Origin of the sequence: Polynucleobacter alcilacus (assembly GCF_018881545.1) — a bacterium.
Taxonomy (GTDB): Bacteria; Pseudomonadota; Gammaproteobacteria; order Burkholderiales; family Burkholderiaceae; genus Polynucleobacter; species Polynucleobacter alcilacus.
Genome location: NZ_JACVQD010000001.1, coordinates 831238 through 850004 on the forward strand (window position 1 = coordinate 831238; position 18767 = coordinate 850004).

19 protein-coding genes are annotated in these 18767 nt (G+C 43.7%); 5 read left to right on the forward strand and 14 right to left on the reverse strand.

Translation table 11 applies throughout. The annotated features are described in order from the left end of the window. Nucleotides 1-8: 8 nt before the first annotated feature. Nucleotides 9-1301, reverse strand: a complete 1293-nt coding sequence (locus ICN45_RS04285) for a ferredoxin:protochlorophyllide reductase (ATP-dependent) subunit N (protein WP_216173595.1) — start codon at nt 1299-1301, stop codon at nt 9-11. Continuing rightward, complete coding sequence (gene bchF, locus ICN45_RS04290; RefSeq protein WP_216173597.1) at nt 1298-1771, reverse strand: 2-vinyl bacteriochlorophyllide hydratase; 474 nt, start codon at nt 1769-1771, stop codon at nt 1298-1300. The genes ICN45_RS04285 and bchF overlap by 4 nt, the downstream gene beginning before the upstream one ends. A gap of 211 nt (nt 1772-1982) precedes the next feature. On the opposite strand from bchF, the gene ICN45_RS04295 reads away from it, so the two are divergent. The 5 genes from ICN45_RS04295 to ICN45_RS04315 all read left to right on the forward strand — a co-directional run bounded on the left by ICN45_RS04295 (nt 1983) and on the right by ICN45_RS04315 (nt 7369). Further along, complete coding sequence (locus ICN45_RS04295) at nt 1983-2810, forward strand: cobalamin B12-binding domain-containing protein (RefSeq protein WP_216173600.1); 828 nt, start codon at nt 1983-1985, stop codon at nt 2808-2810. Nucleotides 2811-2839: 29 nt separating this feature from the next. Continuing rightward, a complete protein-coding gene (gene ppsR / locus ICN45_RS04300) occupies nt 2840-4264 on the forward strand; it encodes a transcriptional regulator PpsR (protein WP_216173603.1) in 1425 nt (474 codons plus the stop codon). 6 nt (nt 4265-4270) lie between these two features. After that, nucleotides 4271-4966: a spheroidene monooxygenase gene (locus ICN45_RS04305; protein ID WP_216173606.1), complete on the forward strand. Its 696-nt coding sequence runs from the start codon at nt 4271-4273 to the stop codon at nt 4964-4966. Further along, nucleotides 4950-6440: a 1-hydroxycarotenoid 3,4-desaturase CrtD gene (gene crtD, locus ICN45_RS04310; protein WP_216173609.1), complete on the forward strand. Its 1491-nt coding sequence runs from the start codon at nt 4950-4952 to the stop codon at nt 6438-6440. Before ICN45_RS04305 ends, crtD begins: the two co-directional genes overlap by 17 nt. A 71-nt stretch (nt 6441-6511) precedes the next feature. Beyond that, nucleotides 6512-7369: a carotenoid 1,2-hydratase family protein gene (locus ICN45_RS04315; RefSeq protein ID WP_500797055.1), complete on the forward strand. Its 858-nt coding sequence runs from the start codon at nt 6512-6514 to the stop codon at nt 7367-7369. Here ICN45_RS04315 and ICN45_RS04320 read toward each other — a convergent pair. From ICN45_RS04320 to bchC, 12 genes are all read right to left on the reverse strand, one after another. Next, complete coding sequence (locus ICN45_RS04320) at nt 7366-8424, reverse strand: phytoene/squalene synthase family protein (protein ID WP_216173612.1); 1059 nt, start codon at nt 8422-8424, stop codon at nt 7366-7368. The genes ICN45_RS04315 and ICN45_RS04320 overlap by 4 nt on opposite strands. Beyond that, nucleotides 8414-9973 carry a phytoene desaturase gene (locus tag ICN45_RS04325; RefSeq protein ID WP_216173614.1) on the reverse strand — a complete coding sequence of 520 codons (1560 nt, stop codon included), beginning with the start codon at nt 9971-9973 and terminating at the stop codon, nt 8414-8416. Before ICN45_RS04325 ends, ICN45_RS04320 begins: the two co-directional genes overlap by 11 nt. A 57-nt stretch (nt 9974-10030) precedes the next feature. Beyond that, nucleotides 10031-11074, reverse strand: coding sequence for a photosynthetic reaction center cytochrome PufC (pufC, locus tag ICN45_RS04330; RefSeq protein ID WP_216861714.1), 1044 nt, complete (start codon nt 11072-11074; stop codon nt 10031-10033). Continuing rightward, nucleotides 11071-12069 carry a photosynthetic reaction center subunit M gene (gene pufM, locus ICN45_RS04335; RefSeq protein WP_255531089.1) on the reverse strand — a complete coding sequence of 333 codons (999 nt, stop codon included), beginning with the start codon at nt 12067-12069 and terminating at the stop codon, nt 11071-11073. The genes pufC and pufM overlap by 4 nt, the downstream gene beginning before the upstream one ends. A 31-nt stretch (nt 12070-12100) precedes the next feature. Continuing rightward, nucleotides 12101-12925 carry a photosynthetic reaction center subunit L gene (pufL, locus tag ICN45_RS04340; RefSeq protein WP_216173620.1) on the reverse strand — a complete coding sequence of 275 codons (825 nt, stop codon included), beginning with the start codon at nt 12923-12925 and terminating at the stop codon, nt 12101-12103. Between the two features lie 99 nt (nt 12926-13024). Further along, nucleotides 13025-13201 carry a light-harvesting antenna LH1, alpha subunit gene (gene pufA, locus ICN45_RS04345; protein WP_216173623.1) on the reverse strand — a complete coding sequence of 59 codons (177 nt, stop codon included), beginning with the start codon at nt 13199-13201 and terminating at the stop codon, nt 13025-13027. Nucleotides 13202-13211: 10 nt separating this feature from the next. After that, on the reverse strand, nt 13212-13433 hold the full coding sequence (locus ICN45_RS04350; protein ID WP_216173626.1) for a hypothetical protein: 222 nt from the start codon (nt 13431-13433) through the stop codon (nt 13212-13214). A gap of 49 nt (nt 13434-13482) precedes the next feature. Further along, the gene (gene pufB / locus ICN45_RS04355) at nt 13483-13629 is read right to left on the reverse strand and encodes a light-harvesting antenna LH1, beta subunit (RefSeq protein ID WP_087909627.1); all 147 of its coding nucleotides are present in this window, start codon (nt 13627-13629) and stop codon (nt 13483-13485) included. A gap of 123 nt (nt 13630-13752) precedes the next feature. Next, on the reverse strand, nt 13753-15210 hold the full coding sequence (bchZ, locus tag ICN45_RS04360) for a chlorophyllide a reductase subunit Z (protein WP_216173629.1): 1458 nt from the start codon (nt 15208-15210) through the stop codon (nt 13753-13755). Next, entirely contained in the window at nt 15210-16733 is a 1524-nt protein-coding gene (gene bchY, locus ICN45_RS04365; protein ID WP_369411462.1) for a chlorophyllide a reductase subunit Y, read from the reverse strand. Before bchY ends, bchZ begins: the two co-directional genes overlap by 1 nt. A 14-nt stretch (nt 16734-16747) precedes the next feature. Beyond that, entirely contained in the window at nt 16748-17755 is a 1008-nt protein-coding gene (locus ICN45_RS04370) for a chlorophyllide a reductase iron protein subunit X (protein WP_216173632.1), read from the reverse strand. Beyond that, complete coding sequence (gene bchC, locus ICN45_RS04375; protein WP_216173635.1) at nt 17752-18702, reverse strand: chlorophyll synthesis pathway protein BchC; 951 nt, start codon at nt 18700-18702, stop codon at nt 17752-17754. The genes ICN45_RS04370 and bchC overlap by 4 nt, the downstream gene beginning before the upstream one ends. Between the last annotated feature and the right edge of the window lie 65 nt (nt 18703-18767).

Consider the following 18767-nt stretch of genomic DNA (forward strand, 5'->3'; position numbering starts at 1 on the left):
TGCTTCCCCTAGGCCGCTAATCTGATACTGCGATTTAAAGGTCGCGCAAAGAGCTCTGCTAAATCTGCAGCCTGCTCATAGCCGTGCACAGGACTAAATACCAATTCGATTGACCACTTGGTCGTAATGCCTTCTGCTTCTAAGGGGTTTGCCAATCCCAAACCACAAACAACGATGTCTGGCTTATCTGAGCGACATCTATCTAGCTGTTTCTCAACGTCCTGACCTTCCACAATTCGAGAGTTTTCAGGAAGTAATTCCAACTCTGCTTCCAGGTGTTGTTTATGAAGATAGGGCGTACCGATTTCTAGGACTTTCATACCGCACTCCTGGGAAAGAAAACGGGCCAGTGGAATTTCTAATTGAGAATCAGGGAAAAAAGAAATTCTCTTGTTTTCCAACATTGGTAAATAGTGTGCCAAGCCCTTCTGAGCTCGCTCTATTTTGGGCTGCGTTACTTTATCAAAATGCGCAACAGTCACTCCCCATTGATTGGCAGCAGCTTTTAACCAAGCCGTTGTTCCTCCAATTCCAAATGGGAATGGCGCAGAAATTCTTTTAGCACCACGCTCTTCAATAAATCTTGCTGTATCAGCCAAAAATGGCTGCGCAAGTAAGTATTGCGTATTGCTATGAATTTCAATTTTTTGCTGTGAATTTCTTGGTGGAAAAAAAGAAACTCTCTCAATACCAAGATCGGCAAATAATCGCTGGAACTGATCTTCGACTACATCCGGCAAGCAGCCCACAATCAGTAGATTTTTTTCTCCTGCTACTACTGGCTTAGGAATCTCATTTACCAATGATGCAAGGCAGGCATCTTCACCTTGGGTAAAGGTCGTTTCAATACCGCTACCCGAATAACTCAAGATACGGCATTGATTCAGAAATTCTTTGTTTAATCTTTGCGCAGCCCTTGAAAGATCAAGCTTAATGACCTCGGATGGACATGACCCAACCAAAAATAACATTTTGATATCTGGCCGACGGGTGAGCAGGGATTTCACAACGCGGTCCAACTCTTCGTGTGCATCTGCAATTCCAGCAAGATCACGATCGTCAATGATGGCAGTGGCAAAGCGTGGCTCTGCAAAGATCATCACCCCAGCAGCTGATTGGACCAAGTGGGCACAGGTCCGGGAGCCTACTACCAAAAAGAAGGCATCTTGTATCTTTCGATGTAGCCAAATAATTCCGGTTAAGCCACAAAATACTTCTCTTTGGCCGCGCTCTTTATAGATAGGAATATTTTTTCCTACGCTACTGATTTGATCTTTAGGCAAGTCTACGATTGCATTCATGCAGTGACTCCCTCACTCATTTGCAAACGCGCCATGCGTAATTTATATAAGAATTGACCCGCATTAATAAAATAAGATGCGTAGGCAGCCAAGGCTAGGTACATTAATCCACGCTGACTCATTTCTCCTACGAAGAGAAAGTAGAGATAGAGGGTATGAAGTGAAATGACCAACATACTAAATACGTCTTCCCAGAAGAAGCTCTCTGCAAAGAGGTATTTGCCAAATACAACCTTCTCCCAAATGCTGCCCGTTAGCATGATTAAGTAGAGAAATAGGGTTTTAATCACTACTGAAATAGTCGCCAACGCATATCCCTCTCCAGTAATGAGATAGCGCAGCACCAAAGAAAGGCTAATGAGGCATACCAGGAATTGAATTGGAGCCAAAATACCCTGAACCAAGGTCCAAACCGTGGCATCTCGTTTGGCACGCTGTTCTTGGTTGTAAAGTGGCTTACTAATCTTCATTTTTTTGAGGCTGCCCTGTTGGCTATGTGTAAACAAAACTTTACGCCAAAAATCCTCTACAAAAACTAGTATTTTCCCTGATATGAGGGGATATTTATAAGTATTAACCCTAGTTAATACAAATATATTGCTTTAAATTGATCATAAGTGTAATAATTATTTTACATTTAATTGTCATTTAATTGGCAGGCACTATCATAAGGGCTATTTAGTGAATTCATTAGCTAAAAAAGAACTCATCAGAGATGTAGTCAGCACTCAGTTACCAGACTTAATTGGGGTGATTGAACGCAAAGTAGATGTCTTGGCATCTAGGACCTCCTCTAATCAAAATTGGGTTCAACCGCCCCGCCTCAAACAAGATCAATATCGCCATACGCTAGATGAAGAAGAAATCAACAAACTCACCAATCTTTTACTAGATACTGAAGAAGGTTCATTTGAACTCGCAATCACCGTACTCAAAACTCATGGTGCCTCAATTGATTACATTGTCTTAGACCTAATCCCAGCAATCGCTAGAAAGTTAGGTAAACAATGGGAAGACGATAGCCTTAGCTTTGCAGACGTATCCATTGGGGTAAATAAACTAGAAAGGGTTATTCATAAGCTTGATTACCTCTTTCAGGCGAACCAATTAGATCGACAGCAAAACAAAGCCATTTTTATTACTGTATTTCCAGGCTCACAGCACAGTTTAGGCAGTCTCATTTTTGCCAATTTTCTAACATTTACCGGTTGGCAAGTGCATCGTCCAAATCAAGTCAATCTAGACGCTATTGTCTACGGAGTATCTTCAAGAATGCTCCAGGCAATTGCTATTTCGGTTTCAACCCATGAGCAACTTGAACGGCTTCCAAACTTGATTGATTTAATTAGACAAAAATCTCAGAACCCCAAAATCATTGTTCTTATTGGTGGTCCGCTTTATAATAAGGCGCCCGATGCATTCGATCACATTCAGGCAGAAGTTAAGGCTTTTAGTCCTGAGGAATCCGTTCAGAAACTTGAGCAACATCTCAGCCAATTAGAAAAATAATACTTAGATAAGTGAGTAAAAAATAAAACGTGACCAAAATTTATCATTTAGATACTTCTGCATTAAATACCTTAGATGTGAATTTTGTAGCTGAGCTCTTGGCTCTGTCAGTAGATTTAACACTCATCGTTAATGAATCTGGCGTGATTGAAAAAGTAGTTGATGGCTCAAAACCCGTTGCAGCAGATACATCCGCTCTAGTTGGGAAAAAATGGCTTGATACTGTGGCCATTGATAGCCAGCCAAAAGTCAATGCACTACTCAAGACACGTGAAGATCAGGATGAACAAAAATGGCGTCAAGTAAATCAAGAAATTAATGGGACAACTTCACTTCCCATTCAATACAGTACTATCTTTTTTCCCAAACAAAATAAGTTAGTCGCAATTGGCAAAGATCTCAGCAGTATCTCTATGCTGCAACAAAAATTAGTTGAATCCCAGCAAGAAATTGAGCGTGATTATGCGAATCTTCATGCTATTCAAAATCGCTACTTACAACTCTTTAATAGTATTGATCAAGCCTATCTGATTGTGGATAGTCAGACTTTAAAGATTATTGAAGTGAATAAGTCAGCTGGTTTTTTAGTGGGTGATCTGAAAAAAATTCAAGGTAAACTTTTTGTTAATCTATTTCCTGTAAAAGATCATGAGGCTATTCAGAGTTACCTCATGGAGTCTAAATCTGGAATACTGCAGTCCTCTATTCAAACGACGCTAGAAAATCTGAAAGAGAATGTGGAAATTTCGAGTACGATTTTGCGTGAAGGAAATCAAAACGTCTGCTTGGTCTCTATTAAGTCAAAGTCTCAAACTGCGAATCTCGGCACAGTAAATGAGCAAGCTGCACTACTCTCTCAAGCTATGGAAGATTTCCAGGATGGCTTTATTGTCTGTAGTAGCAACGGAATCATCCTCACAAGCAATAATACGTTTGTCTCGATGTCGCAATCGACACAAAAAGAGAGCGTCTTAGGCAAATCATTAGAGATATGGCTTGGAAGAGCCAGTGTTGATCTCAAAATTCTATTGGGTACAGTACGTGAACATGGTTCTATTAAGGACTATGCGAGTACCATCACGGCAGATGATGGCAGTTCGCCTATGGATGTCCGAATTTCTGCTATTGGTTTTAATAGCGCCAAGCTTTCATTGGTTGCTATTGGTATTCATTCAATTTCTAAGGCCTCAACTCAACCGGCAGATAAGCCTGACAATCTTGGCAAGAACGCTAAAGAGCTCACGCAATTGGTGGGCAAGGTGCCCCTCAAACAAATCGTGACTGAGACTACTGACATTATTGAAAAATTATGTATCTTGGCTGCGCTTGATCTGACGATGTCCAATAGAGCATCTGCAGCCGAGCTACTGGGCCTATCAAGACAAGGTCTCTATATTAAAATGAGACGGTTTGGCATTGTGGATAGTAACCCCACAGATGATATTGATGCCTAAGTTGCAATGAATGATCAGACAGCAGTATTAGGTTTAATTGATATTGCTTCACACTCCAGAGCATGGGGGTTCTTAAGATACATCCTTGGCAAGTCTCCTTTTCAACATACTCCAGGTCTGCAGTTTTGCAAAGTACTAGGTTCTGGCTACAACGGCGGGTTTAGTACTAAACCTAGCCTCACCAAACAAGGCTTTTTTTGCGTCTTTAATAGCGCTGACAATGCTGCCCATTTCGCAGAATCTTCTTCTATCGTCAAGGCTTATCAAGATCACGCTCGTGAATTCTTTTTAGCAAGCGTACAGCCCTACTCTAGTCGGGGTTCTTGGTCTGGTTTTTCCATGGAGTGCGCAGATCCAAGCCCGCCAATCAATGCTCCTATTGCATCTTTAACTCGAGCATCTATTCGCCCAAGCAAGGCAAGGCAATTTTGGGCGAAAGCAAAACCTGCGGAAGATGCCATTGTTTTAGCATCGGGGAAAATTCTGACTGCAGGCGTTGGAGAGGCACCCTACTTTCGTCAAGCAACCTTCACCATCTGGGATAACGCTCAATCCCTTGAGCAATATGCTCAGCAAGGCGCTCATCTATCTGCAATTAAGGCCGCATATGGTCAAGCTTACTTCTCTGAATCTATGTTCACTCGATTTAGAGTCTTAAAGGCCCAAGGTACTTGGCAGGGTAAGTATGTCCAAATCCCCTAAGATTCTGATCGTTGGCGCAGGCATTGGGGGACTCACTGCTGCTCTTGAGCTTGCGCATCGTGGACTGGATGTCACTGTATTAGAAAAGAGTCAGTATCCAGGGGGGAAGATTCGTCAAATCAATGTTGAGGGTGCTCTCATTGATTCTGGTCCAACTGTTTTTACAATGCGCTGGATATTTGAAAAGCTGTTTGCCGATTGCGATGAAAACTTTGATGCAGAGTTTGAGCTAGAGGCCTTAGATATTCTTGCGCGCCATAGTTGGGGAGGGGCGCCACTAGACTTGTACGCAGATACTCAGAAAAGTGCCGATGCTATTGGTCAATTTTCTGGCGCCAAACAAGCTCTATTATTTTTAGAGTTTTGTAGAACTGCCAAGAAAGTATATGGCGCACTGAAAGGTCCGTTTATCGAATCTCCTCGCCCGAATATGTTTGGCATGATGTCCGCATTAGGATTGCAAAAGAGCAAAGTGCTTTGGGATATTGGACCATTTACTAGCCTCTGGTCATCTCTTGAAAGCTATTTTCCAGATCCACGCTTACATCAACTATTTGGACGCTACGCTACTTATTGCGGCTCCTCTCCTTACTTAGCCCCGGCCACTTTAATGCTCATTGCCGAAGTAGAAATGGAAGGCGTATGGGCAATTAAAGGGGGGATGGCCAAAATCCCAGAAGTAATTTCACGCTTGGCACAAAAAAAGGGTTGTCAGTTTCAGTATGGGGCTGAAGTGAAAGCCCTTCAATTTGCCGGGAACAAGGTGAGCGGAGTTCTACTCAGCTCCGGCGAAGTGATTGAATGTGATTACCTGATCTTCAATGGGGATATCAATGCTTTACAGAAAGGCTTACTTGGTAAAGAGGCAAATACGGCTATTCCGAAAAACCTGAAACAAACAGATTCTCTTTCTGCCCTTACCTGGTCGATGCGCGTTAAAGCTTCCGGCTTTCCGTTAGTCAGACATAACGTATTTTTTAACCATCCCTATCAAAGTGAATTTACCGATATCTTTGAGAAAAACAAGTTACCAGCCAATCCTACTGTCTATATTTGCGCTCAAGACAGAACCGATTTAGCAAGTGACAATCATGACTATGAAAGACTTTTTTGCCTAGTCAATGCGCCTGCTAATGGTGATAATCAATCCTATGACAATGGGGAAATAGAACGATGCGAACAAAAAGCGTTTTCACTCATGCGCCAGTATGGCCTGCAACTTCAGGATGCACAAATCTCCCGCACCTCACCCCAGGAATTTGCCAAGCTATTTCCGGGACGCGGTGGAGCCCTGTATGGTCAGGCAACTCACGGTTGGATGAGCTCCTTTCAGCGACTCGGTTCTCAGTCACAAATCAGCAATCTTCTACTAACGGGAGGCAGCACTCACCCGGGACCGGGAGTTCCCATGGCGGCCATGTCAGGTCGTCTGGCGGCCGCCACCCTGATGGGACACCTCGGTTTGATCAAGTAGTCGACCCTGGAAATTATCTATGGTGGTACATCGATGGCCTGAGTGATGATGGGCTCTATGGCTTTAGCATCATTGCATTTGTTGGTAGCGTATTTTCACCCTATTATGCTTGGGCTAATAAAAGAAAACCGGCGCCCGCTGATGACTACTGCGCAATCAATGTGGCACTCTATACTCCGACAAAAAAATATTGGACGATGACCGAGCGTGGTCAGAATGCAATTGAGAGAACTGCGCATCAATTTACCGTTGGTCCTAGTCATCTGCGCTGGGAAAATGACGTGCTCACGATTCAAATTGATGAGCGAGTTCCCCTGCTGGGTACCAAAGTTCAGGGGAGTATTAAAGTATTCCCTGAGCAACTCTTTAATCATGTAGTGGCACTCGATGATCATCAGAAACATCGTTGGGGCCCAATAGCGCCATCAGCTAGAGTAGAAGTTGCTTTTTCTGAGCCTAATCTCCAGTGGCATGGTAGCGCCTATTTTGACTCGAATGAAGGTGATGAGGCTATCAGTAAGCCATTTAGCGAATGGGATTGGTCAAGAGCGCACCTGAAAGACGGCAGCACTGCAGTAATCTACGATGTTCGACAAAAGAATGGGAATGAACGCATCATTGCTAGCAAATTTAATCCCGATGGCACTATCGAATCGTTTACACCACCCGAAAGAGTCCGCTTACGTAAAACAGGCTGGCGCATTCAACGTAATATGCGCTCTGAGAAGATGGGTAGCAATGCCAATATTGAGTTACTCAATACTTTTGAGGACACCCCTTTTTATGCTCGCTCGATGCTCAAATCGCAGCTACTTGGTGAAGAGGTCATTTCCATGCATGAAACTCTCAACGTCAAACGCTTGGAGTCCAACATTGTGCAGTTTATGCTGCCTTGGAGAATGCCTAGAAATCCAACCAAAATATTTTAATGTTGCGCTAGAGAATTGAAAGACTGTACTTTTCTGCGTTCAATCTTTTCCATTAAGCCCACCACCCAGATCAATCGATCCTCCACTGAACCAGCATAGTGCGCATAAGGAGCTTCAGGCTCAACAGCATCTATTAAAAATTGAACAGCCGGGATCTTGCTTAAGTTTTTCTTTGATTTAGCATTATAAATTGTCGACTGTAAGGCTTTCAACAACAGCAATATTTTTTTCTTCTTAGAAACCACTGCTCTTTGGCTGATGCTATCCAAGCCTTGTCGCTCGATTTGCCGACTAATTTCAGAATAGATAAGGCTAGCAGCAGCAATAGCGGATCGGCAGTTCCGCGGTAACCCTGCAATTCCATAGGAAGCGCGCTCATACATCTCATCCGCATGAGATATCAGCCTTTGAATCACTCTAGAAATAGCATCGTTGAATATGGGTTTTTCTAACCAGTCATCTGGATCAATACCCTCAGATACAAGCCAGTCTCTTGGTAAATATAAGCGCTGATTTCTGGCATCCTCACCCACATCCCGGGCGATATTGGTTAGCTGCATTGCTAAACCTAGCTCGCATGCACGCTCTAATATATTGCGGTCACGAACACCCATAATCAAAGTCATCATGGCGCCTACTGTGGAAGCCACTCGCGCAGCGTAGTCACATAATTCATCAATCGTTTGATACTGTCGTCCACTACGATCCCATCTAAAGCCTTCTACCAAAGCTTCCAAGATATCGCGTGGAATTAAAAAGCGTTCCACCACAATAGCAAGAGCTCTATCAGCCGGGATATCTACTGGATTTTTAGCATAAATCCGATCTAGGCGATACTCAATTTGCTTGATCACATTTTCAGGTGCATGCAGATCATCCACCATATCATCTAACATACGACAGAATGCATACAAGGCGATCGCTGAATCACGAATTTTTGCGGGCAAGATTCTGGCAGCAGAAAAAAAAGATTTTGACCCGTCTCGCATGAGATTCTCGCAAGTCTCTAGGTCAATCTGAAAACCATATTCTGCAGTAATTGCTCTATCGTTCATGATTTGCATTCATTTTTGCGGGCGCTAGTAGCGAATCTAAAGCTTTGGCTGAAGAGAGTACTCCTGGTATTCCGGCGCCTGGATGAGTGCTGGCACCAACCATATATAAACCTTCAATTTCTTCGCTACGATTATGAGGTCTAAACCAAGCACTCTGCGTTAAGAGGGGCTCAAGTCCAAATGCGGCGCCCTTATAAGACAAGAGTCGATCTTGAAAATCTTGAGGCGTCATCACAAATGATTCCACCAGATTCTCTTCCAAGCCAGGAAGAACTGTTTCACCCAGCATTTTAGCAATCGATTGTCTGTAGGACTCAGCCACTTCGGTCCAATTAGTGCCGCTATCCAAGTGGGGTACGGGTGATAAAACATAAAAGGTATCGCAACCATTTGGGGCAAGACTTGGATCAGTCGCTGTAGGACGATGCAAGTAGAGGCTAAAGTCTTTGGCGAGATAATGGCGTTTGAAAATATCGTCTAATAATTCTTTATAACGCCTACCCAAAAGCATCATATGATGCGGTACTTGTGGATACTGTTTTTTTGTACCGAAGTACCAGACAAAAAGGCTCATGGAATACTTACCATTCTCAATCTTTTTATCAGTCCAAATTTTTCGATATTGTGGATCAATCAGATTTTTATAGGTCCAAGCGGTATCTGCATTCGATACGACTTTATTAGCATATAAAACATCACCATTTTCTAAAGTCACTCCAGTGACTTTATTGTCAACAATGTTAATTTTTTTGACTGTACTGGCATACCGTATAGAAACCCCTAGTCCGTCTAAGAGCTTAACAAGTCCTTTGATAATCGCGCCAGTACCCCCCATGGCGGAATGGACGCCCCATTTTCGCTCTAAGGAATTAATTAGTGCATAAGCCGAGCTGACTGAAAACGGATTTCCGCCAATGAGTAAAGGATGAAAACTCATGACCTCTCTCAATTGAGGGTCCTTAATATATTTGGCTACCAAGCTATATAAATTATTCCACGCACGCATCTTGATCAGATTGGGCATGGCTTTGACTAAGTCCCTAAGACCGTCAAAGGCAACATCGCCTAGATCTTCGAAGGCGAGCTTGTAGCAGTTTTCTGCTTCTTCCAAGAAACGTAAATAGCCCGGTAAATCTTTTGGACTAAATTTAGCCACTTCGGCTTTCATGCGCTCTACATCGCCGGTGTAATTAAATACCCGTCCATCAGCAAAACGGATTTGATAGAAGGGATCCATCGCACGAAGATCCACATCATCTGACATTTTCTTGCCGCAAAGCTCCCATAACTCTTCTAGAAGAAATGGTGCTGTGATGATCGTCGGGCCTGCATCGAATGTAAAACCGTGTCGGCGATGAACATAAGCCCTTCCGCCTGCGCTACCTAGTCTCTCTAGAATCTGCACATCGTAGCCTTTGACAGCCAGTCGAATTGCAGCCGCAAGACCCCCAAATCCAGAGCCGATTACGATCGCTCGCTCTGAATGTTTGCCATAGCTATACGCCTCAACAGTTTCTGGAATCTTAAATTGATCTACTCTCTGATCCATCAGACCACCGCTAATGAAAATCCTCGTTGATCAACTTGACCAACAAGGATAGGGCAATTAGTTCTTGGCAACTTGATTACCCTCTTTTGGCTTGCCATTATTGGGAGCAAGGAAAGGGTAATCTTGCAACATACTCTTACCTAGAAGAGGTTTATTCACACCTTGATGGCAAGTGGCGCAATTGGCCTTAGCTACATCGCCACCTGAGCCCTTGCGGTTATCAGGGAAGGTTGATGTCAAAGGCGTCATAAAGTTAGTATTTACATCCTTCAGCATCTGTATGCCATACCAAGCCTGGACACGCTGTGGCGTACTTTCTTCCCAACTTGAAAATGCACGACTGTTATGACAGAAAGTGCAATTCACCCCCAGAGAATGTGACATATGAGACATCACACCATAGACATTCTCTGTACTTTGTAGCGTAGCCTTATGTCCAGTAGGCAAGGCCGTGTCACCAATGACTCTAGCAGCATTAGCATTAGCTACGAAATAACTGCTAAAAGGTTGTTTTGGCAAGGATGAATAAGCATTGGCTTTCACGGGATCATTTTGACCATTAGTGTTACCCAGCATATTGCCGCCACGCTTATCAACGGTATCAAACCAAATATTTTGCGGAATATTATTACCCCGATGACAGGTATAGCAAGTCACCCCTGTTGTCTTCACGTGATCACTCCAGTTGCTATTAATACTTTGATTCATCTGAATCATTCTTCTGGCTACTGTTTTGGTGTAAAGAGAATCATCGGCAAAATTTTGGACGTTATGGCAGTAAGTGCATCCCTGATTAGGTGCAACCCAGGAAGTCATCGAGACCATGAAGGCACTAAACTGTGCAGCACTGAGATTACCCAAGACTTTGACATTTTTATAAACTGCACTGGCCTTCGGGCCATCTGCTGAGGATGGCATTGGAGGCGGTAATTCATTCAGCTTAGCTAGTTGCCTATCGGTACGCGGATTGCTAATTTGATCCATACCAGTTCCGCGATAGCCGGTCTGTTTTGATTCAACGGGCGGACGCTCACACGCAGTCAAGAACATCATTGCAAAGATGCCTAGGGCAAGCGCAATTTTTTGAGTCCAATTTTTCATTTTGCGCCCCCTTTGGCCACTGGGGATGCCGGTGCTTTTAATGCAGGGTCAGCTACAGTGCCGTAAATCGCTGGGTACGCTGGCGCAATATTATGTTTAACTCCCCATAAATACCAGTTATCCACTACCGTACCGGTTAGCAAAATCCCAATACCACCCGTCAATGGAGTTAACACTGCAAACCACCAAGCCCAACGATGAATGGATTCCATCGTGGCGTTAAAACCCATGGTCCATCTCCAGAACAATGCGGCACGTTCTGATGCAGTTCCTCGATCAACAATCTGCTCAATTTCTCGCTCGCCACCAAAACGACTCACCGCAAGAATGGTGGCACCGTGCATTGCAAATAACAGCACTGAGCCATAAAGAAAAACAATTGAAAGCATATGGAATGGGTTGTAAAACAGATTTCCATAGCGGATTGAAAATGCGGATACCCAATCTAAGTGAGAAAAGATCCCAAAGGGAACCCCCTCACTCCAGCTACCCATTAATACAGGGCGAATCAGGCCTAGCACTAAAAATAACCAAATCGCTGAGGCAAATGCCCAAGGAACATGAGTACCCATACCTAGCGCTTGCGCTCTACGGAATGTACGTAACCACCACAACATGATGGAGATGGTAGTAAATAAGCCAACAATTAACCACCAACCCCCTTCATTCATTGGTGGAAATGTAAGCCCATACTTAGGTGCAGGTGCATCGAGCGATAACCAAAAGAGTTTTCTCACAAACTGCAATGGATTCCAATTCACCTGGGCCAACATATTCATGCCAATGAGGAAAAATGCAGTCATGCCAAAAATTAATGAGGCGACTCCAAGACGTCCAAGATATATAGGCCCTAGTTGCGCATTACCCAGACGCCCCATGAGATGACTAAAACCAATTGTTTTAGTTCTTTCACGCATATCGTATGCATTAATTGGAACGCCATGACTAGCAGGACCAGTTACTTGCGTTTGTGTAAATAGATTTTGATATTCCATCATGCTCTCCGCATTTTCATTTGAGCTAAAACTATCCCCAGATTGGCAGATTCAACCACCATGTCCACCATTCCGGCCAACCTTTAGTCCAAAATGGTCCGCTAATCACAATACAAACAGCACTCCAAAATACTGCTGCTAGGGCCAAAAATAAGCCTAAGCGGTGAATTCCCAGGGTGCCAACAGAGTAGCCAACAATATCCCTAAAGAAGGTATCTTCATGTTCCGGCGTTCTCACCGTATGGCCAGGCTGAGGATTCGTGGAGGACAAAATTAATGCCCCATGAAGTGCAAGCGCCAATGTTGTAGTAAAAAATAATGTGACAGCAATCATGTGTGCAGGGTTGTAATGAAAGTGTAGGTATTGATAACCTGTATTCGAAACCCAATCCAAGTGACTCAAGATGCCATAAGGAAACCCGTAGCCCCATGCACCCATCAAAACTGGCCTGATGACTACTAATGAGAAGTAAGCAAAAATTGCCATACTAAAAGCAACTGGCACATGCAGACCCATACCCAGCTTGCGAGAGATCTCAACCTCCCGCATCGCCCATGATCCAAAAGCGCCTAAGGCGCAAATGGTGATGATTTGCCATAAGCCGCCCTCCATCATTGGCGCCACTCCTAGGCCGTATTTCAGATCTGGCGGTGCGATATTGATTTGCCAGGGATTAAACACTCCTGCCTGTGAGGTACCCCAAAAAATCATTGCAGTTCCTAAGAATGCAAAAAAGAAGGTTGTAACCCCAAAAAAACCGACGTAGAACGGGCCTACCCAGAAATCAAAAAGATCTCCTCCCACTAGAGTCCCACCGCGAACACGGTATTTTTTTTCAAAATTGAGCATGGCCATATAACGCTCCTAACATATTGAGAATATTTCTCAAAACTAATTAATCGTACGTAGACGAATGACTATTTCTAGAAATTCGCCTACGATTTGCACATCTAGTTACTTCTTCGCTGCTGCAATTGCTGCTTTGTACTGCTCTTGACTCATTCCATCCAACCATTTGTACTGAGTAGTGCTCAATAAAATGAGATGAATCATGGCTGCCAAAGCAAAGAGAAAAACGCCCTGTGCAACCATCGCACGTAACGGGTCGTACAACTTCCAAATTCTCCACATAATATTTCTCCTAATTTAAGTAAGACATAAAGCTGTAAACGCCTGACTCAACTGACTTGAAGAATGAACCTCCGTCAGCCTCTGAAAATAACCAACTTTTCTGGGAGGCAGGTAACACAACCAAAATGAGTGCTACTACAAAGATCACTGCATAACTAATTAAAAAAATAAACTTGAAGGACATGCTTTCCTGAAAGTCATTTTTATTGATTAAATCTGTATTGGTCTTCATAAGAATTACTCCTTTTAGCTGAGCTATTTACTATGTACTTACTACTGCATCAAAAGAACCATGGACGCCATGCCCATACAAGTATGTGCGCGACGACTGCGATAGCAACGAACCCTAAAAGACCTTGCACATAAAATGCATGGAATTCCTGAGCCTCTGCATCGGTAAGCCCAGATATAGATCTGTTTTCACTCATGATGACAACTCCTTGAAACTGACCTTACGGTCTTTTCTACATCACCCCTGTAGATTTGAGGACATGACCTGAAAAAGTCATATTGGTTTAACCCTTGATCAGGGCAATTTTTTTGTACAAGCTTCATACAACCTCTCCTGCTGTGATGGAGAAGGATGACTTCTGTACGCAATCTACTGTGACTCTTTCAATATTTTGTTTACGAGCCTCAAGTTCCGCTTCATCTCGCATTCTTTTTGCGGCTGATATTTGGGTAAGTACAGGTTGATTACTAATTAATTTATTCAGAAGTTCTTGCGCTTCTTGCTCCCAAGGCATTGTCTTAATAGAGCTTTGAACTCGGGCAGGTGTGCGATCAACCTTATCCATTTCTGTACCTAGCGGCAGAATATTAAAGAGTGCGTCAAATAGAGAGTTGCACACTTCTTGAATCAAATAGACAGAACCTGCATAGCCCATAAATGGAGTGCCAGTATGCCGACGAATAATTGCCCCAGGAAAAGAGGCGGGGATATAAGAAAAGCGGGCTCCGATCTCACTGCCATACATCCGTTCGTTATAACTACCGAACATGACTAGTGGTGTTTTCTTCTGCACCAATTCTCGTATCTCTACATTATTTGTCTTATTGCCTGGGATTCTAGGAATGGCGAAATTGCAAGGAAGTCCCATCTCCTCTTCCAAGAAATTTCTAATTCCTCGGGTATAAGTTTCATTGGCAACAATGGCAAAACTGGCTGTGCCAAAAAAATCTTGTGTAACTGAGCGCCATAAATCCCAAATGGGCTTGAGCGTGGTATGTTTTTCTTTTTCAATAAAACTTTCCACATCAATCTCGCAGAGCTCTCCGAGCTTTCTCAAAAATGCTGTTGTGGATTGCATCCCGATTGGGGCTTGTAAATAGGGACGCTCTAATGTCTCGCATAGTAAACGCCCATACTCTCGATACATACACACATTGACATCAGCATCAGCTAACTTTGGAATATCAGCAAGGTGTGAACCAAGTGGAAATACCATATTGACTTCTGCGCCAATACCTTCGATTAACCGTCTAATTTCCGCTAAATCGCTATATAAATTAAAGCTGCCATATGAGGGGCCAATAATATTAACTCTGGGTTTTTCACCTGCGACCCGCTTACGCTCTGGAATTTTTTTAAGGCCATACTCAGTCCATAACCAATTCATTGCGCGGTTAGCACACTGCCACTGATCTTCGTCAATAGTTCTAGGTAGGAAGCGCTTAATTCCAGTGCCTTCTGGAGTCACTCCACCACCAATCATTTCGGCAATAGATCCCGTCACTACCACTGCGGGTAAATCTGGATCCAATACCTTATGAGCACGCTTCATTGATTCTTCGGTGCCTTCTCTGCCTAACTGCTCCTCTGCTAAACCAGTAACTACGATAGGTAACTCATGAGGAGGTAAAGCATCTGTGTAATGCAATACTGAAGTGACTGGCAGATTCTCGCAACCAACTGGACCGTCAATTACCACCTGTAAACCCTTCACAGCAGTAAAAACATAGACGGCACCCCAATAGCCGCCAGCGCGATCGTGATCTAGGACTAGCATTAGCCCATCTCCTCAGCTTTTTGTTTTGCTCGCGCTTTTTCCATGCGACGCCTTACATCAGCTTTAAAATCAGGACGATCAACCGGCACCGATTCCCAAACGCCTGTTGCATGATCTTTACCCACACCTTCAAAGAAAGAATTCATGGCATCAAAACGATCTTGATTTGCTAAGGCGGCATTGATCACTTGAGCTAAAGATCCAGCTCCAGCTGCTCCCATTAATGGTCGTGCTGAAATTAAGTTAGTGAAATATAAAGATGGGATAGCTAATTCTTTGGCTTTTTGAACCACTGGCGTTGTACCAATCACTAAATCTGGCTCGAACTCCTTCATTGCTGCGAGATCTTGCTCAAGAGAAGCACGATACTGAACATGCACCCCATGTTGCTCAAGCCAATCTAAGTCGCTACTGCTCCAAATCGTCTTCGGACAAGCAGTGCCAACATAGCGTACATCTGCACCACTCTCCACCAATAAACGCGCCACTAGCAACTCTGAGCCCTCGTATCCGCTTAGAGTAATTCTTCCTTTGATCGGTTTTGCCTTTAGCGCTGCTTGAATCATCGGTAAAAATTTGGCTTTAGCATTACCAATTTTTTCTGCGCTGACGCCGGAGGCTGCTCCAATGTTTTCTAGCCATTGAGCTGTACCCTCGTAACCAATCGGGGCTGAGCCCACAACCGTTCTTCCAGCACTTTCAAATTCACGAATACTCGCTGTATAAAAAGGATGTATTGCAGCAATTACCTTGGAATCCATTGCCTGATAGAGCTCGCGCCATTCTCTCGTAGGCACTACTGGACCTACTGCCAAATCCATTAGCTCAAGCATCATGCCGATACTGATTGGATCAACCGGGAACATCTCACCCAAGAGAGTAATAGTGGGTTTATCAGAGATTCCGTTGCGTGGCGCTGAAACCGGTCCACTCTCAATTTCTGTGCGGGCATAGCGCAACATGGCGCTTGCTAAAACATCTTTTGCTTCAGCATGGGTTGGAACACCAAAGCCAGGAACATCAATCCCAATAATGCGTACACCATTAATTTCTTTTGGCAGCAGCTGCAATGGAACACCGCTAGCTGTCGGTACACATAAATTGATGATCACGATAGCGTCATAAAGCTCTGGGTTTGCTTCTTTGTATACAGCGTCTCGAATATCTTCGAAGAGTTTCCCGGTAACCAATGACTCTGAGTTAAATGGCACATAACCAACGCTGCGACGAGCACCATAAAAATGCGAGGTAAAAGTTAAACCGTAAACGCAACATGCAGAACCAGACAAGATGGTCGCAGTGCGACGCATTCTCAAACCTACTCGCAGTGATCCAAATGCTGGGCACATGCTTTGTGGCTGATCATGTGGTCCCTTAGGATAGTCTTTGGCATACTGCCCCAAAATCTCACTCTTATTGGCTAATTTAGCAGCCGCTAATAAATCTTCAGCTCCAGAATGACAGGAAATCCCAGACGTATTATTAGTCTGGTCTTGTATCGGAATGACTTTAGTAGATTTCACGTTGATCTCGATCTCTAAGCTTTGTCGTAAATCACTTCGAGAGTCGGTTTAATCACTTCATTTTTTCCAACCATGTCAAAAATCGTCGCAGGCTCGAGGACCACATCTCTACCTACTTGATTAGCCGCAAATAAACCTAGCAAATCATCCGGAGTCATGGGTTTTGGACGAACAGGTGGGGCTGCTGCAACATTACTTGCTAATCCCTCAAAGAGAGGACCCCACTGAGAGTCTGGCTTACCAATGATTTCGTAGCTAGCACTCTTTCTGCGAATGTCATCATTTGCAGGGATAACAGATAGAACTGGAATGCCGACATTCTCAGCAAATGCGGTGGCCTCACCGGTGCCATCATCACGATTAATCACCATGCCTGCTACACCAACATTACCGCCTAGCTTACGGAAGTATTCAACTGCTGAACAAACGTTGTTAGCAACGTATAAAGATTGCAGATCGTTACTTGCAACCACGATCACTTTTTGGCACATATCTCTAGCAATAGGCAGACCAAATCCACCACAAACTACATCACCCAAGAAGTCTAGTAAGACGTAATCAAAACCCCAATCATGGAAGCCAAGTTTTTCTAAGGTTTCAAAGCCGTGAATAATTCCGCGACCGCCACAACCCCGCCCGACCTCTGGTCCTCCAAGCTCCATGGCATAAACCCCATCACGCTTGAAGCAAACATCTCCAATCTTGACCTCTTCACCTGCTAATTTCTTTTTGGATGAAGTCTCAATGATGGTTGGACATGCTTTTCCACCAAATAACAATGAAGTGGTATCGCTTTTAGGGTCACAACCGATTAGCAATACTTTTTTGCCCTGTTGGGCCATCATGTATGACAAGTTGGCTAGAGTAAAACTCTTGCCAATCCCACCCTTACCGTAGATCGCAATGATCTGGGTCTCTTTTTTGATTTCTCCTGTATGAACTTTATCTGGTTCAATAGCAGCCTCTTTTTTCAATTGTGCAAATTGAATCGTGATTTCTTTTGGGACATTTGGCGCGTTCATAATGCTTCTCTCCAATCAACAACCATTTTGAGACAGCTAGGATCTTCAAATGCAGTGCGATACACTTCATCGATTGAAGATGGCTTGCGATGATGGGTAATCAAGCCACTAAGGCTTAATTTTCCGTTTGCAATGAGTTGCTTTACATCCATTAAATCCTGAGGGGCCCACTGCGCAGCAATTCGGAATTTGGCTTCCTTCATAAATGCCTTAGGGAAATTAAACTGAATATCTTTGTCGTAAAAACCAGCGAGAGCAATCTCGCCACCAAACTGCAGTTGGCTAATTAATTTATTCAATACGCTGACTTGTCCACTGGCATCACAAATATTTTTATATTTGTTTTCTTGATCATCGCAAGGGTGAAGAACGGTATAGCCTTCTGCGCCACTCATACGGTCTGCATCAATTTCCCAAACTACAGGCTGATGGCCTAATAGCACAGCAATCCTGGCAATCAGTCTTCCCAAGACTCCATGCCCAACGATTAAATCTGGCTGCAATGCTTTTTTACCTTGAGTAACATGGTAGGCAGTAGCAGCAAGCGCTAGCAATACACCCTCTTCACCGATTCCTTCGGGAAGCGAAACTGCTCTATCACTCGGCACCACCACATGAGATGCGGCTCCACCGAACAGACCCTTCACATCTCCAAAACATTTTGCGCCAGGCACAAATACTCTTTGATGAAGATCTAGTTTGGAATTTTTTCCAACTCGAGTGACTCTTCCAACGGATTCATATCCAGGCACTAATGGGTAGCCCATACCTGGAAAATCTGGCATCGTTCCATTCCAAAGTAACTTTTCAGTTCCTGTGCTGATGCCACTCCATTCAATTTGGATAACAACATCTGAATCTTTAGGCTCATCTAACAAAAGACGCTTGAGCCTGAGTTCCCTGGGGCTCTCAAGCAAAACGGCTGTTGAATGGAGTTGACTTAACATATGTATATTTTTCTTTACTTTCTATATGTAAACTAATTTATACACTTATAGAGCTGTAGTCATTA

What these genes read in the sequence shown, in the direction of transcription:
- ICN45_RS04285 (WP_216173595.1), bottom strand. Translation starts at nt 1,301, where the DNA reads ATGAATGCAATCGTAGACTTGCCTAAAGATCAAATCAGTAGCGTAGGA.
- bchF (WP_216173597.1), bottom strand. Translation starts at nt 1,771, where the DNA reads ATGAAGATTAGTAAGCCACTTTACAACCAAGAACAGCGTGCCAAACGA.
- ICN45_RS04305 (WP_216173606.1), top strand. Translation starts at nt 4,271, where the DNA reads ATGAATGATCAGACAGCAGTATTAGGTTTAATTGATATTGCTTCACAC.
- crtD (WP_216173609.1), top strand. Translation starts at nt 4,950, where the DNA reads ATGTCCAAATCCCCTAAGATTCTGATCGTTGGCGCAGGCATTGGGGGA.
- ICN45_RS04320 (WP_216173612.1), bottom strand. Translation starts at nt 8,424, where the DNA reads ATGAACGATAGAGCAATTACTGCAGAATATGGTTTTCAGATTGACCTA.
- ICN45_RS04325 (WP_216173614.1), bottom strand. Translation starts at nt 9,973, where the DNA reads ATGGATCAGAGAGTAGATCAATTTAAGATTCCAGAAACTGTTGAGGCG.
- pufC (WP_216861714.1), bottom strand. Translation starts at nt 11,074, where the DNA reads ATGAAAAATTGGACTCAAAAAATTGCGCTTGCCCTAGGCATCTTTGCA.
- pufM (WP_255531089.1), bottom strand. Translation starts at nt 12,069, where the DNA reads ATGGAATATCAAAATCTATTTACACAAACGCAAGTAACTGGTCCTGCT.
- pufL (WP_216173620.1), bottom strand. Translation starts at nt 12,925, where the DNA reads ATGGCCATGCTCAATTTTGAAAAAAAATACCGTGTTCGCGGTGGGACT.
- pufA (WP_216173623.1), bottom strand. Translation starts at nt 13,201, where the DNA reads ATGTGGAGAATTTGGAAGTTGTACGACCCGTTACGTGCGATGGTTGCA.
- ICN45_RS04350 (WP_216173626.1), bottom strand. Translation starts at nt 13,433, where the DNA reads ATGAAGACCAATACAGATTTAATCAATAAAAATGACTTTCAGGAAAGC.
- pufB (WP_087909627.1), bottom strand. Translation starts at nt 13,629, where the DNA reads ATGAGTGAAAACAGATCTATATCTGGGCTTACCGATGCAGAGGCTCAG.
- bchZ (WP_216173629.1), bottom strand. Translation starts at nt 15,210, where the DNA reads ATGCTAGTCCTAGATCACGATCGCGCTGGCGGCTATTGGGGTGCCGTC.
- ICN45_RS04370 (WP_216173632.1), bottom strand. Translation starts at nt 17,755, where the DNA reads ATGAACGCGCCAAATGTCCCAAAAGAAATCACGATTCAATTTGCACAA.
- bchC (WP_216173635.1), bottom strand. Translation starts at nt 18,702, where the DNA reads ATGTTAAGTCAACTCCATTCAACAGCCGTTTTGCTTGAGAGCCCCAGG.